Source organism: Streptomyces sp. NPDC002640, assembly GCF_053592575.1.
On the sequence record NZ_JBSFVZ010000005.1, the window covers coordinates 25,674 to 40,658 of the forward strand.

At 68.7% G+C, this 14,985-nt stretch carries 11 protein-coding genes; all 11 read left to right on the forward strand.

Features of this window, described 5'->3' with window-relative positions; all coding sequences use genetic code 11:
• Nucleotides 1-22 precede the first annotated feature (22 nt).
• Complete coding sequence (locus ACWD3O_RS08415) at nt 23-1,279, forward strand: SpaA isopeptide-forming pilin-related protein (protein WP_451415258.1); 1,257 nt, start codon at nt 23-25, stop codon at nt 1,277-1,279.
• A gap of 90 nt (nt 1,280-1,369) precedes the next feature.
• Complete coding sequence (locus tag ACWD3O_RS08420) at nt 1,370-2,248, forward strand: sortase (RefSeq protein ID WP_451415259.1); 879 nt, start codon at nt 1,370-1,372, stop codon at nt 2,246-2,248.
• A gap of 265 nt (nt 2,249-2,513) precedes the next feature.
• A complete protein-coding gene (locus ACWD3O_RS08425; protein WP_451415260.1) occupies nt 2,514-3,125 on the forward strand; it encodes a hypothetical protein in 612 nt (203 codons plus the stop codon).
• On the forward strand, nt 3,122-5,428 hold the full coding sequence (locus ACWD3O_RS08430; RefSeq protein WP_451415261.1) for an AAA family ATPase: 2,307 nt from the start codon (nt 3,122-3,124) through the stop codon (nt 5,426-5,428). The genes ACWD3O_RS08425 and ACWD3O_RS08430 overlap by 4 nt, the downstream gene beginning before the upstream one ends.
• A 251-nt stretch (nt 5,429-5,679) precedes the next feature.
• On the forward strand, nt 5,680-6,384 hold the full coding sequence (locus ACWD3O_RS08435) for a hypothetical protein (RefSeq protein ID WP_451415262.1): 705 nt from the start codon (nt 5,680-5,682) through the stop codon (nt 6,382-6,384).
• Nucleotides 6,385-6,849: 465 nt separating this feature from the next.
• Complete coding sequence (locus tag ACWD3O_RS08440) at nt 6,850-7,356, forward strand: hypothetical protein (protein WP_451415263.1); 507 nt, start codon at nt 6,850-6,852, stop codon at nt 7,354-7,356.
• 98 nt (nt 7,357-7,454) lie between these two features.
• Complete coding sequence (locus ACWD3O_RS08445; RefSeq protein ID WP_451415264.1) at nt 7,455-8,342, forward strand: N-6 DNA methylase; 888 nt, start codon at nt 7,455-7,457, stop codon at nt 8,340-8,342.
• A gap of 197 nt (nt 8,343-8,539) precedes the next feature.
• On the forward strand, nt 8,540-9,967 hold the full coding sequence (locus ACWD3O_RS08450; RefSeq protein WP_451415265.1) for a hypothetical protein: 1,428 nt from the start codon (nt 8,540-8,542) through the stop codon (nt 9,965-9,967).
• A 159-nt stretch (nt 9,968-10,126) separates the two neighbouring features.
• Nucleotides 10,127-10,945 carry a hypothetical protein gene (locus ACWD3O_RS08455; protein WP_451415266.1) on the forward strand — a complete coding sequence of 273 codons (819 nt, stop codon included), beginning with the start codon at nt 10,127-10,129 and terminating at the stop codon, nt 10,943-10,945.
• Nucleotides 10,946-11,011: 66 nt separating this feature from the next.
• Entirely contained in the window at nt 11,012-11,248 is a 237-nt protein-coding gene (locus ACWD3O_RS08460) for a hypothetical protein (protein ID WP_451415267.1), read from the forward strand.
• A gap of 96 nt (nt 11,249-11,344) precedes the next feature.
• Nucleotides 11,345-14,911, forward strand: coding sequence for a hypothetical protein (locus ACWD3O_RS08465; protein WP_451415268.1), 3,567 nt, complete (start codon nt 11,345-11,347; stop codon nt 14,909-14,911).
• The last annotated feature ends 74 nt before the right edge of the window (nt 14,912-14,985 follow it).

Sequence of the window (14,985 nt, forward strand, 5' to 3'; positions counted from 1 at the left end):
CCCACCGGCAAGGAGAAACACCTTGACCCTGAACACACGCCGCCCGGCGCCGGGCCGGACGCTGCGCCGCTCGACCGTTCTCGCCACAGCCCTCCTGGTCGGCGCGACCGCGCTGGGCGCCGCCCCCAGCGCGGTCGCAGCGGACAAATGGGGCCCCGGCTTTGCCATCCCCGATGACCTCAACAAGCCGGACGCCTCCCACCTGGGTGCGTACGGAGCGCCGGGGGCCCCGGTCAGCGGCATCACCGGCCGGGCCTACTGCGCCGACCCGACCCTCGCCGGTCCAACGGCCGGCGGCCAGTACGGCAAGGCCACCGAGGTCACCACCTGGACCTCGAAGGCCACCGGTCGGCAGGTCTCCAAGGAGAACACCGCCCGCGCCGCGTACGTGCTGTCCAAGTACGGCGACACCGCCAGCGATAGCCAGGCAGCGGCCGTCGACGCGGCCGTGTACAGCTTCCTCGAGCAGGGCAGCACGTACGCCCTGCCCAACGGCAAGCGGGCCCTGGAGCGGGTCTCGTACCCCAACGTTCCGAAGGAGGTGAAGACCAAGGCAGAGGGGTTCATCACCGAGGCGGGCAAGCTGGCCGGCCCGTACAAGGTCAACGTGCACACCCCCGCCGCGTTCAAGCCCGGCGAGAAGACCACCATCACGCTGGACGTCACCGCCGCGTCCGGGCAGAAGGTCCCCGGCGTCCAGATCCAGCTCAACGGGGCGGGCGCCGTCGCTGGCGCGGGCACCGTCACCACGAACGACGAAGGGGTCGCCACAGCCACCATCACACCCGCCAAGGCAGGGACCGTCGAGCTGAAGGCGGTGGCCAAGAACCTGCCCGCCTCGACGCTGATCGCCCATCTGCCCGCCAACGACAAGGCACAGCGGATGCTCGTCGCCGGCAGCACCACGAGCGCCGAAGCCCAGCTCAAGATCACCGTCAACGCGCTGAAGGGGAGCATCAAGCTCCTCAAGACCGCCAGCGACACCAAGAAGCCGCTGTCCGGGGTCCAGTTCGAAGTCAAGGACGAGGCCAACAAGACGGTGGCCAAGGGCACCACCAACAGCCAGGGCCTCTGGCAGATCGACAACCTCCCGCCGGGCACCTACACCATCCACGAGGTCCAGGCCGTGGAGGGCTACCAGCTCGCCGTGGACCAGAACGTGACCGTCGTGGACGGCAAAACCTCCGACGTCAGCGTCATCGACGTCAAGATCCCCCAGCCCGAGAAGCCGAAGCCGCGGCCGGTGGACATCACCGAGCTGCCGAAGACCGGCGCGTGACCACAACCTGACGGCTCTCACTCGCCGACGCTGCGGGCCGGGACGTCCACGTCCCGGCCCGCGCCCCACCGACCCATCCCTGGAGCGCACGTGTCTGACGCACCACACAGCCCCGACAGCCTTCCCACAGCACAGCCGACCACCCGACCGCGCCGAAACCGACGAGCCCTGGCCGCGGGTATCGCCGCCATCACCGTCGCAGGCCTCGCAACCACCGCAGTCCTGGTGACCCGCGGGGACGATGAGCCCTCCACCCGCGCGCACCAGTCCGCCGCCACCCAGAAGCACGCCGCCACCGAGCCGACATCGACCGCCCCGGATCCGCTCACTTCCTCTGCCACTTCCGCCACCCCCGACGAACCCGCCGCCGACGAGCCCATCGGCGGCGACCCGAAAGTGCCGGACCAGACCGTCAAGGCCCAGTCCGACGCATCCGCCGCACTGGACACCTGGTCCTCCTCCAACCCGAAAGGCAGCGGCCCCCACAGCGTCGGCGGAAACCCCACCACAGGGGGCGGCGGTGCAGTCACCGAAGTCCTGCGCATCCCAGCGCTCGGCAACGACTGGGCCCAGCCCGTCTACGAGGGTGTGACCAGCCGACAGCTACGAGCCGGCGTCGGGCACTTCCCCGGCACAGAACGTCCCGGACAGATCGGCAATTACGCCATAGCCGGCCACCGCTCCGGCGTGGCAAGCCCCGCCTTCAAGAACATCGACCGCATCAAGCCCGGTGCGGCCATCTCCGTCACGACGGCGAACCGCGTCACCTACACGTACAAGGTGGCCTCCGTTCAGACCGTAGACCCGAGCAACGTGAACGTCATCGCCCAGGTACCGGGCAAGCCCACTGCCACTCCCACCAAGCCGGTGCTGACGCTCGTCACGTGCTGGCCGGCCAACGGCTCGTCCAAGCGTGTCGTCGTCACCGCCGACCTCGTCCGATCAAGCGGAGGAACCTCCGTCCGATGATGGTGTCCGGTTGCCCTGCGCGGTCCCGGCGCCCTGGCCGGCCCTCTGTTGGACGGCCAGGGGCGGCTTCGGCCTCGGGGTCATGGTCGGTCTCGTCATCATCGGCGCTGACCACCCACTTCTCCCTCCACAGCGAGAGGTGAGAAGGACGGTTCGACGATGAGGGCCGGAGACCACAGAGCCAGATTCGCGGATTCTCGCGCCGTACCTCGTCAAATGGTGATCTTCGGGCATCACCTCGCGACCCTGCCCCGAAGGACCCGGCATGTCTCCCAGCCTGACGATCACCAGAAACTTCTTCGAGCCGTTCCGCACCTACACCGACGCCGCCGCCCACCAGGCGCTCGGGCATGCTCGGATCTTCGAAGTAGAGCTCGTCACCCGGCACCCCGACCGGGGGCAGCTGCGCGCCGTCGGCTGGATGAGCAATGCTGCCCCGGGCTCGGAGCGGCACATGCAGGCGGTGGACGAGGACGAGTACCGGAGCGGTGTGTGGAAGCCGCACGCGCAGACAACCACTTTGCTGGGCCACGCCAGCGTGGACGACCCGACGCCGATCCTTCTGGTGTGCACTTACGCCTGGTCCTGCCCGTGCAACGCCCCTGCCCTGATCGTGTACGCCAACGGTCCCGACGCGGAGACCACCCGGGTCGCCGCCGATGACGCGGCCTGGGCTCACGCCGGGAGCCTCGCGCTCGCGGACGGCGAGTACGTGGAGGGTTCCGAGCACCACCAGTGCGACGCCCCGCAGCTGAAGCTGGTGTCGGCTCTGCGCACCCTCCACTTCGCCGCACCCCGGATCCAGACGCCTCCCGGGCGGGACTCCAGCACCGTTCTGCGCGTCAACATCCGCCCCACGGACGGAGCAGTCGCATGATCACCCCCATCCGGATACGCGTCCGCAACATCCGCTCGGTCCGGCACGGCGAGATCACCATCCCCGACACCGGCATCACCGCCCTGCACGGGCCGGTCGGCTCGGGGAAGTCGACCTTCCTGTCCGCCATGGTGTGGGCGCTGTACGGCGAGGTCCCCGGAGGACTGAAGCAGGCCGACATGCGCCGCTCCGGCGCGGACGGTGAACCGTGCGAAGCCGAAGTCGACTTCATCTTCAACGGGCAGCGGTACAGGGCCCTTCGGGGCCTGCGGCAGCGCAACCACCGGGGCGGCGTACGAGAGGAGGCGTACGCCCGCTGGTGGACCAACGGAGCCACCGGCCGCGGCCAGGACGAACCGCAGATCAGCCCGAGCAAGCTCACCACGAAGATCTACGAGCTGACCGGACTGACCGGCCGGGCCTACTGCGGGGCCTTCTTCATCGCACAGGGCGAACTGACCGGGCTGGCCGAAGGCACTCCCGCCCAGGTCCAGCAGCTGTTTGAAGAGCAGACCGGGCTTGGCGACCTTACGAAGAAGGTCGATATCGCGAACGCCGAGGCCCGCCGGGCCGAGGAACTGGCGGCAGCCATGCCCGGTTCCCGTGAGGAGACCGATGAGGCCCGCCGCGCGCTCGACGAGGCCCAGCAGCAGGCGGCTGAGGCTCACGAGACGCATGAGCAGCTTGCCGAGACAGCGCGCCAGGCCGCCGACCGGGTGCGTAGCGCCGAGGAGCAGGCCCAGGATGTACAGCGGCGGCACCGGCTGGCGGAACAGGAGCGGATCAACCGGGCCCGTGCTGATGAGCGGGTCCAGCAGTGCGAGCGGCGGGTGGCCTCTCTGACCGGGGAGCTGCGCCGGGCCGGCCGTACTACTCCCACACCGGAGGTCCTCACTCGGCAGTTGGACGTCCTGCGGGACGCTGTCCACTCGGCCGAGCGAGCTGTCGAACAGACCGATGCCGCCGAAAAGCATGCCACCGCAATCGACGGCCGAGTGCGGCAGACACGAGCCGAGGTCGACCGGCTCGCCGACCCGGAACTGGACCGGCGCATCGAATCGGCGAAGCAGCAGCACACCGAGTACGAGCAGCGGCGCGGGGCGCTCAAGGGCGAGTACACCCGCCTCAGCCGGGCACTACAGGCGCTGACCACGGCCGAGTCCGCCTGCTGCCCCACCTGCGTTCAGCCGCTGCGGAACGTGGGGGTCTTGGTCGCTGAACTGCGTGGCCAGTGGGAGCGCTGCATCAGGGACGGCAAGAACGCGAAGGCGAAGGCGGAGGCGGCGGCCCAGCTTCACGATGCGCTGCTCTCTCGGCGCCAGGAACTCACGCAACTGTCCACTCGTCTGGACGCGGTGCATGCTGAGGCGGCTGCCGCCCGGCAGCAGGCCGAGGCGGCACGACGCGCGGCCGACGAGGCCGTGAGCGCTGTGGTGGTTCACATCCCGGGCTTCGACGGGCCGGCGAACCCTGAGCGGGCCCTCCAAGCCGGTCGGGCCGCCATCGAGCAGCTCGGCACCGAACTCGTCCAGGCTCGGCACACACACGGTCTGCGTACTCAGCTGGCCAACGCTGAATCTGAGCTGGAGGCTGCGCGCGCCGACCTGGCCGCGCGGGAAACCACACACCCCGACGTCACGGCCAACGAGCTGGCCGAGGCAACGGGCGCGCTGACCGCAGCACGCGCCGAACACAATCAGGCAGCCGCCGAGGCGTCCGAGGCGAACACCCGCTTCCTGGTGGCGGCCGAACGCGCGACCGTGCTGGCCAAGGCACACGAGGCTGCCGAAGCCCGGATGCGTGCGAAAGCCGACAAGCTCCATACGGCGCACATCCTGCACGAGGCCGCCGCGGCATTTGCTCAGTTCCGACGCGACCTGTTGGCCGAGTACACCGCAGCGGTGTCACAGGCGGCCACTGACGTGCTGACCCAGATCACCGACCGGCACGTGCGTTTCGAGATCGATGACGCCTTCGTCCCGCGCGTGCACACCGCCGAGGGCACGGTACGCCCCACCCGGGTCCTCTCAGGAGGAGAGAAGGCCACGGCCGCACTCGCCTTCCGGCTGGGCATCACCGAGCAGATCACAGGTGGCAACGCGATCGGAATGATCATCGCGGACGAGATCACCGCAGCTCACGACGCAGACACCCGTCGAGCCGTCCTCACATGCCTCTCCGAACTCGGCTGGCCGGCCCTGGTCGTATCGCACGGCGAGGAGATCACGGAAGTGGCTCAGCAGGTCATCAGCCTCAGTCAGCCGGACGAGAACACCGGAACCATGATCGCCCCAGCAGCCTGAGTAGGACCCTCTACTCTCCCCGTCACCGAGGACGAGGAGGCGGGCTCCTGCGCTGCGGAGCTGTCCCCCAGCAAGGCCACCAGGTGGCAACGCCACCCGGCGGGGCGGACCCCTGCCGTGTTCGCATCTCGCGCCGCGGAGGACCCAAGGACGTGGGGGGTGCCTAATTACAGCCGAATCGACCAGCGCGCCTGCCTGGCCCAGTCCGTTCAGTGCCAGGCAGGACACCACACCGCAGGGAGCCACGCCTCATGGCGATCAGGAACAAGAGACTGCCGATCAGCGAGGCCAACGGGCACCAGTTCGTGAACAATGAAGCGGAGGTGCATGTGTTCAGCGGGGAGATGCTCCCCGCAGGCTTCCCGTTCGGCGGCTGCCGTATCTGCGGTCAGCACCCCACCTATGAGGTCATCGAGGAAGCCGCCCACGTGCAGGAACCCTGTTCCCACCCGGACGGAATCACTACGACGATCACCCTGAGCGTGCCCTCCGGCAAGCTCCTCGTCTCCGACAACCTGCGTCCCGTCTACAACTGGGGGGACGACGCCCTGGTCGACTACAACTGCGTACTTGGCCGGGACAGAGCCATCAAGGCGATGGCCGCCATCGGATGCGCCTTCGGGCCCGCGAGCGATCGCAGTCTGGGTCTCTACCGCACGGAGCAGGACCGCTACATCATCGCCACTCCGTGGATCGACTTCGACAACGACGAGACTCCATCGATCCCTGAGGAGACATGCCTGGCTCAGATCTGCACGGACATCTGGTCCTATGCCCTCGCCGACTACGAGCACTGGCTCTCGATGGGCGGGGAGCCTGAAACGCTCGACTCGGGCGACACCGTCGTCAACGTCACCCCAGGGACGTACCAGTTCGTCCACCACTCTGGCGAACGTGGCTTCAACGTCGACTCCGAAGGAACTGTGATCTTCGCTCACGTCGATCGGGTCGCGTAGCTCACGCGGAGACGCCCTCCCGGACCAGGGCCTCGGCCCCGGCTTGGGAGGGCGCGCTTCTGCACGTGCCTACGACTTGTCCGCGACCAACCCCGCGGCGCCCGCGCCAAGGCGCCTGCCGAAGCGGGGTGCCCCGCCGGCGTGCGGACCCTCCGTGCGTGGAAGAGCGGCAACAGCCCGACCTCATCAGAAGCTGGACCGCTCACAGGACCCCCAGCCGACCGGGCTGCTCCATGCCGACCGGATGAAGCAGCAGTGAGGCGACGTCTGCGCCTGTCCGGCGAAGGGCGAACAACTTCATGGCCCGAGGCGCAGCGATCGCCCTCCTACTCGCGAGGGCTCGGCGAAATGCCTGTTCCAAGGCCCTAATGACGGCCGGCACCCACCGCACATGCCGAACCGCTGGCTGACCACGGTGCGCGTTGCCGACCCTCAACCCACTCACATGGCAAGGAGCCTGGTCCGTTGACCTCTTCGACCGCACCCGTTCTCGTTCTGCGCGCCATCACCGACGCCTACATCGCCCACGTCAAGCAGGGCAACCTCCACTCCGCCCTCGGTCACATGACACTTCTGGCCGAAACGTACGGGCTGCCGGCGGTGCGCGACCTCGCTGCTGAACTCACCTGCAACCTCCACGCGCGCTGCCCGGCCCGCTTCCGCAACTCCCTTGGCGGCGTGAACATCTCCGCCGTCTCCCCCGCCCGCCCGGCTGATCCCTCCACCGTCCTCGACGTCGCATCCCGAGCCAACCAGATGATGGGCCGCGGTCAGGTGACGGCTGCGGACCTGTCGCACACCGAGGCCCACATGCACGTCACGGAAGACGTGCGCCGCGTGGTTCAGGCAGCACTCGACACAGCCTCGCACGGGCAGAAGTCGGTCTCCGCCCATCTGGCCGTCCTCGTGACGCCCCAGCAGCTGTCTGCTGCCGTCGCCCTCCTGACCAACGGCCTCATCGTCTCGCCCTAACCCGCCCAGACCCCGGTGGGGCGGCTCATGAGCCGCCCCACCGGGCTGCGGATCACGTGTGCCCGAACACTCTGCTCCACCGAGGGAGAGACCTACTCATGACCATGTACGGAATACCCCCGGCATCCTTCCGCCGCGCGATGGCTCCCGAATCCGGCCGCGACCACGCCCGCCACATCGCCGATGTCGCCCTGGCCTGGTGGTTGGAGAACCGAGGGGGTACCAGCGACCTGCCGATTGCCGTGGGCACGCTCGCCGCCCTCGCTCTGGCAGCGCCCCGCACCCCTGCGGGCCCTGACTACGGTCCGCTGCTCCTCCCGCTGGACGACCAGGAGGCCACCGACGTCCTGCGTGCGGTGTGGAACAACCTCTGGTCCTACAACCCTGTCCTGGCCGAGGCAGCGCGCCCTCTCCACGAGTGGCTCGCCCAGGCGGGTGACGGCGACACTCGTGGGCTCAGCGACTACATCCGCATCCTGGTCCGTGCCGGCTTGCTGGAGTACGCCAGCGATCTCACACGCTGCGAAGACGAAGACCTGATCGGTCTTCTGGTCCAACGGATGCGCAGTTACACCGACCGGCAGAAGGCCGGCCAGTTCTTCACTCCGGCGATCGCGGCCGACCACCACGCGGAGATCCTCCTCACCGAGCCGGTCCCGCCGGGTGCCCGGCTGATCGAGCCGTGCGCCGGAACCGGAACCATGGTCCGCGCGGCAGCCGCCACGCTGCGGTTCCAAGGGAAGGATCCCGCCGACTACTGGTGGTGGATGAACGACATCGACGAGATCCACGTTGCGTGCTGCGCCGTCAACGCCGTGCTGTTCCGGCTCGGTCCGAACGTCACCGTGTCCCGCGGCGACGCTTTCCACGACGTGGGTGAACTCGAGAAGGACGCTCAGGCGCGCGCCGACCGGGCTGTCAGCGAACAGCGGCGCAGGCCGGTGCTGTACCCCACGCGAGCCAGGCCGGTGCACTGGCCCGCGTGACCGGCGGCAGGCGGCTGGCCGTCAGCTCTTCCCGCCTCCGAGCGGAACCGCCGACGAGGCTCTCCCGCCGACAGTGCTCAGCGGAAACTCGCCAGGAGGAGGAGGTGGCATCACCTCCTCCTAAGCTGCCCAGAACCACCCTTCGAACGGCTCACCACCCGGAAAGCATCAGCAGACCTCACAGGAGCACCGCCACCATGACCTCTGACCACCACGTTGCACCTGAACAGGTGTACTGGTCGTGCAGCCCTGACGGCGGCTCCCGCATCCGCATCACCGGCGTCGGCACCTCACACGCCGAGGCAGTGAACGCGACGACCCTCCAGGAGCCGCAGCAGATCTCCCTCAACGATCTCCACCCGTCGGCGACCACGGCCGCAGGGGACCGGAGGCGTACCGGCTACGTTCTCGACACCGGCGTGATCGACTCGCTGCCAGCCGCCAGACATGTGCAGGACCTGATCGTCCAGCGTCCGCACCTGCCCGTCACGGCCATGGCCCGGCACGCGCAGGTGCCCCCCACGACCCTGAAAGACCTTCTGCGTGCTGCTGAGCGAGGACAGCAGCGCAACGTGAGCGCCGACGTGGCCCACCGCCTGCTCCTGCTCAGCGCCGCAGACCTTCCCAACGAAGCCCGCGGCTACGGTGGGCAGTCCACTGACGCTGCCCCAGTGGTGGAACATGTGGACCGCATCCTCGTGGAACATCCCGAGATCTCAGTAGCCGTCGTAGCTCACGCCGCGACGATGACGGTGAGCACACTGGCTGCCACCCTCAAGGACGTGCGGGCGGGCCGGCCCCGGACCATCAAGGTCCGCTTCGCCGAACGACTGCTCGCCCTGAAGGCCACCGACCTGGCACCGGCCCTCCGGAAAGACGCCGTTGACGCCACCCCAGTCGTCGAGCACGTCCGACAACTTCAGGAGGCGTACGAACTGGCCAGCATCGCCTTCATCGCCAAGACAGCCGGGGTGAATTCGTCCACGCTCACGAGCGTCATCGACGACCACGCCGCAGGACTTCGCAGAGGAATCCACCCGACGATGGCACGCCAGGTTCTCGCGCTCACCGAGCTGCCTGCTCCTGCGTTCCAGCGTCGTCCCGGGGTCACCGATGTCGGCCTGATCCGCCGCCTCCGGGGACTGTGCGCGCTCGGCTGGACGCTGAACGCCATCGCCCGCGCGGGCGGCACCACCGTCAAGTCCCTCACCGACTTCAACCAGACCGGCAGCGCCACCCCGTCGGTCAAAGCCGCCGTACTGGCGGCCTGGGGGCAACTGTCGCATCGGCCAGGGCCCTCCGAACTCGCCCGCCAGCGAGCCCTGGCCAAACGGTGGGACCCGCCGCTGGCCTGGGAAGAGGAAAACATCGACCAGCCGGCCGCCGAGCCCCTCGGTACACGCACGGCAGGGCGCTCCGGCGAGTGGACACCTGACCTGCTTCGCCTCGAACTCGAATTCCTGCGGGACGAGGGCCTCAACTGGACCGAGTCCCTGGCCCGCCTCGGCCTGCGCAGCCAGCGTGCGCACGAACTCCTCGCCGAGGGCGAGGAAGCCGTCGAGCCCGGGTGTCCGCCCCTTCGTCTACCGTCCCGCCCACAACCCAGCCACGAGCTGGCCGCCTAGCTGCTGGAACCGAGGAACGAGCAACTGCCTGAAGCCCGCACCACGACCACCTCCCGCGCGTCGGAAAGCCTCGACGCAACCTCCGCGACCACGTCCAGGTCGTCGATGACGACCTGGACGACACACCCCGAACATTCGTCCCAGACCAGGAGCCACCACATGAACGCCATCAACAACTCCGAGACCCCCGACTTCGGAGTCGAGCAGTGCGACCCCGCCCGGCCCGCGCCGGCCGTCGTCGTCACCAACACCGCCGACATGAAGTCCCCCGGGCACGGTTACACCCTCCCCCTCATCGGCCGGGAGCGGCCGCACACCTTCGAAGCCGTCCTGCGGGACCAGGCCCTGCGCGTGTTCGCCGACCGGCCGGCCGACATCCTCGCCCAGCTCATCCCGGACTACGCCGGACTGGAGTCCGCCCTCGAGCAGGCCATAGCCAGCGGCAACCAGGACGCGATCGACCAGGCCGAGCTCGCAGCGTTCGACGCCCGGTCGGCGCACGCCACCACGATCCGGCACACGCTGCAGCAGCGCATCAACGCCACCGCCCACGACGACGGAAGCTGGAACAGCCTCGACGAGGAGGAGCAGCAGCTGCTGGCCGCCGCGGCCGCCGGCACGGTGCCCACCGGAGTGATCTACCTGGCGCCGGCCGAGGACGACCTGGGCAACCCGGCGGAGGAAGAGCTCGGCGAGTGGTCGGCGCCCGTGCCCCTCGTCCTCAACCGCGGCGAGTACGTCGACGGGGACGTCAGCGAGCCCTCCTCAGGCCTGGAGACCGAGATGCCCGACGGCCGCAAGGTCGTCGTGGTGGTCGAGCACCCGGAGAACCTCGTCATCCTCGATCCGATCGACCCCTTCACGTACCTGTCCTCTCTCGGACGCGCCGGCGTCATCGAGTTGCAGGAGCGCGAGTACGTGCCGATGGACGACCTGTACACCTCCGTCCTGGAGAGCAGCGCGGCCGCGGACGCCTGAGGTGCCGGCCGCGCCGGCGACGCGGCTTCCGACGGCGCCCGCACGTGAAGAAGGAGGTCTCCAGCGGTGAGGGAGCTGATCGCCTTCATCACCATGCATCTGCTGCCGCCGACCGCCGCCTTCGCCGCCTGGAACGAGTACCGAAAACGGCGCCGGGCCATGCTGGTGCTCACCTTCGCCGGCTCAGCGACTGCAGGCCTTGGCCTGCTGCTCGACAGGCCGGGACTCGGTCTCATCGGTCTGCTGCTGCTGTGCCCGCCGGTCATCGCCATGCGCCGTGACTTCCGCAACGACAACCAGTGACAGCCCCCGTTCGGCCCCCAGACGGCCCGAACGGGGGCTGTCCGCTTTGAGTCGCAAGATCGCCCTTCAGTAAGACATCCACTGGAGGGGCACAACGTGGTTTGCCGCGAGAACAAGGGCCGCTCGGCGGTCATCGGCTATCAGAAGCACCTGCTCAGGCAGCTCGGGTACACGGACTATGACGACTTCGAGCTGCAGTCGGGCGTGCACGAGTTCGGTCACCAGTACGAGGGCTTCCCGGCTCCCACCGAGAAGGAGCAGCTGGCCTTCCTCAAGGGCCTCAAGCAGCAGATCGAGAGCGACCCGCGGATCTCGCAGGCCGACAAGTACCGGGACAGCGACCGGCAGCCGGGGATGGTCACCCGGATCGATCAGGAGATCGCCCGGCTGAAGACGGGGAAGGACGAGCACGGCCGGCCGCTGCAGCCCAAGCACAAGATGCGCGGCCAGGACCTGGCGGCGATGCAGCGCCTCGGTGTGCTTCTGCAGCGCAACCAGGAGGCGAAGGACGGGTACTTCGACGTCTACGCCCGCACGATGGGAGTCTCAGCCGCGGCGGCCCGAAGCCGCTGGAAGTCGCTCGTCCGCCGGCAGAAGTCGGAGCGGGAGAACACGCGTATCTCCCTGACCGACAAGTGGCGTGACCAGCTGGCCGTCTCAGGCTTCACCGCCCGGCAGCAGGCCGACATCGGCCAGAGCAACGTCTCCCGTGAGGCCCTGCGCATCATGGAGGAGGAACGGCGCGCTCAGCTGGCCTCACTTCCCACCCGTCCGGCCCTGACCTCGGCGCAGCGGGTACGCCTTGCCGAGCCGGGCACCGGCAACGTGCAGTGCACCGGAGAGGGCGGCTGCGGCCAGTTCGGTCACGAGCGGAGTGCCTGCCCCAACCAGTTCCTCGTCACGCAGCGGGACGATGCCCGGGCGCGGTGGAAGAAGCTGGACAAGGAAATCCGTGGCCACCAGGAGCGGGCCGATGAAGCCGCCCGCAACAACTGGGCGCACATCGGCCCGGGGCTCACCAAGATGGAGGAGATGCGCAGGGAACGTGACACGGCTCTGCAGCATGACCAGCAGATCACGAACTCCCTCGTCGGAGGTGTCGGCCAGGGCACCGTCAAGTGCGAGCAGTGCGCACAGTTCGGGCACCTGAAGGACGAGTGCCCGAACACCCGTCGCGTCGAGGAGCTGGAAGACCTGCGCCAGCGGGTCAACGAGCGCCAGAGGGCGATGGAGGAGATCTTCTCCAAGATGGACGATCTGGAGGCTCAGGGCAGCTACGACGAGGAGGAGTTCGAGAAGCTCCGCAGCCAGGCCAAGACGGAGGAGGCCTACCGGAATCACGCTGGCATCCAGTTCAAGGACAAGAAGGCCGAGATCGCGGGTGCGGCGATCCGCTGCATCGGTGGCTGCGGCCAGTTCGGTCACGAGCGGAGTGCCTGCCCCAACCAGTTCCTCGTCACGCAGCGGGACGATGCCCGGGCGCGGTGGAAGAAGCTGGACAAGGAAATCCGTGGCCACCAGGAGCGGGCCGATGAAGCCGCCCGCAACAACTGGGCGCACATCGGCCCGGGGCTCACCAAGATGGAGGAGATGCGCAGGGAACGTGACACGGCTCTGCAGCATGACCAGCAGATCACGAACTCCCTCGTCGGAGGTGTCGGCCAGGGCACCGTCAAGTGCGAGCAGTGCGCACAGTTCGGGCACCTGAAGGACGAGTGCCCGAACACCCGTCGCGTCGAGGAGCTGGAAGACCTGCGCCAGCGGGTCAACGAGCGCCAGAGGGCGATGGAGGAGATCTTCTCCAAGATGGACGATCTGGAGGCTCAGGGCAGCTACGACGAGGAGGAGTTCGAGAAGCTCCGCAGCCAGGCCAAGACGGAGGAGGCCTACCGGAATCACGCTGGCATCCAGTTCAAGGACAAGAAGGCCGAGATCGCGGGTGCGGCGATCCGCTGCATCGGTGGCTGCGGCCAGTTCGGGCACGCACGAGACGAATGCCCGAACGCGGCCCTGCTCGACGAGGTCGAAGAGCACGCTCGCGAGGCGGACCGGATCCGGGAGAAGATCCGAAGCCGCGCCGAGCTGCGCGGGCAGAACCCCGACACCGCGCCGCTCACCGACGCTGACAACGCCCTCTACGACGACTGGTACGCCAAGAGCATCGACATCGACAAGCGGCTTCTGGACGCGGGGATCGACCCTGCGCAGATATCCACGGCCACCGCTCTGTCGAAGGCCCGCACGTCGAACGCTCCGGCGTCGGCACGCATCCAGGAGGTCGGTTACAACCCGGACACCGGCTACCTCGAGGTCACGACCAGGCCGTACACGCGCAAGCGTGACGGCCAGGTGATGCCGGCCAAGACGTACGCCTACCGGATGTCGCCCGGCCAGTACCAGCAGATGATGGCGGCCTCGTCCCTGACCAGCTACGTCAGCCAGTCGGTCTGGGCGAAGAACGGTAACAACGTCGCCTACCAGTTCGAGAACGTCGCTGAAGCGACCGAGGCGTCGGTGCAGCGTAAGTGCGCCACCTGCGGCCAGTGGGCCTCCATGACCTCCGCGCACTCCTGCCCTGTGTCCGGATCCCGGGCCGGGCAGGACGACAGCGCTCGCCGTGCCCGGATCAAGGCGGAGAAGCAGGCCGCCCGTGCCGCCGGCCGGCCGGTCCAGATGCCTCCGGCGGTCGCGACGGTCCCGCCGAGCGCGGCACTGCGCTTCGGTAACGAAGGATCGCTCCTCTACGCCGACCGACGGCGGATCGACACGGAACTCTCCTCGGGAAAGGTCGCGGTCGCACAGGCGCGAGCGAAGTTCCTGGACGCGAGCGTGACCGGTCAGGCGGTCGCCTGGAACGACGCGGACGGACAGATGAAGCTGTCCACGGACCGCGACGACGGCGCCACCCTGCAGTGCACCTGCCGGGACTTCAAGAAGAACCACACCTGCCGGCACGTTCGGGTCGTCGGTCTGGCCATGGCCAAGCGGTATGCCGCCGACCACCCGGCCGTCGGCTCGCCGCTGCGTAGCGCGCCGCTGCCCGCAGCCGCCCCGGTTCGCGAGGAGACGGCCAAGGACGCCCCGGAGGAAGGGTTCACCCGCAAGTCGTACGCGCAGATCAGGGAGGTCCGAGCAGCATGGCGCGGCAGCGAGCGCAGCCGAGCGGACCAGTTCGCGAAGGCGCAGGACGGCCGCTGGCTGTACGCGGCCGGCGCCGTCGACGGGAAGACCGGCAAGCCGGTCAAGACACCGCAGGTGTGGTCGGAAGGCGGCATCAGCGTGGACCCGGCGGACGCCGCCGGAAGGGAGTCGGTACGGCTCGACCGTGAGAAGGACGTCCAGGACGGGCTCCGCGCGGGTCTGCGCAAGCAGACCGGCAAGCACTGGTCGGTGACGCGGAAGCCCGACGGGTGGCTGCACATCACCACCGCGCTTCAGCGCCGGACCGGAAGCAAGGAGATCACCACCGCCGAGCGGCGTGAGCTGGCAGCGGCGCTCAAGCTCCCCATCGACGCCGTCTCCCCGCACGGCGTTCCCGTCCCTCCCGGCAACGGATGGCGTGCCGAGATGCTCGACCGCGCCTCCGGCCGCGCACCCCGGGTACTCGGAGAGCGGTACGTGGCCCGAGCCGACCAGCGGCCCGAGGTCGTGCACAGCGTCTGATCCGCCCATGCTGGCCGTGCCATCGGTGACTGGCACGGCCAGCAGGGGGTGTCCGGATTGCGGGCGATGATGCT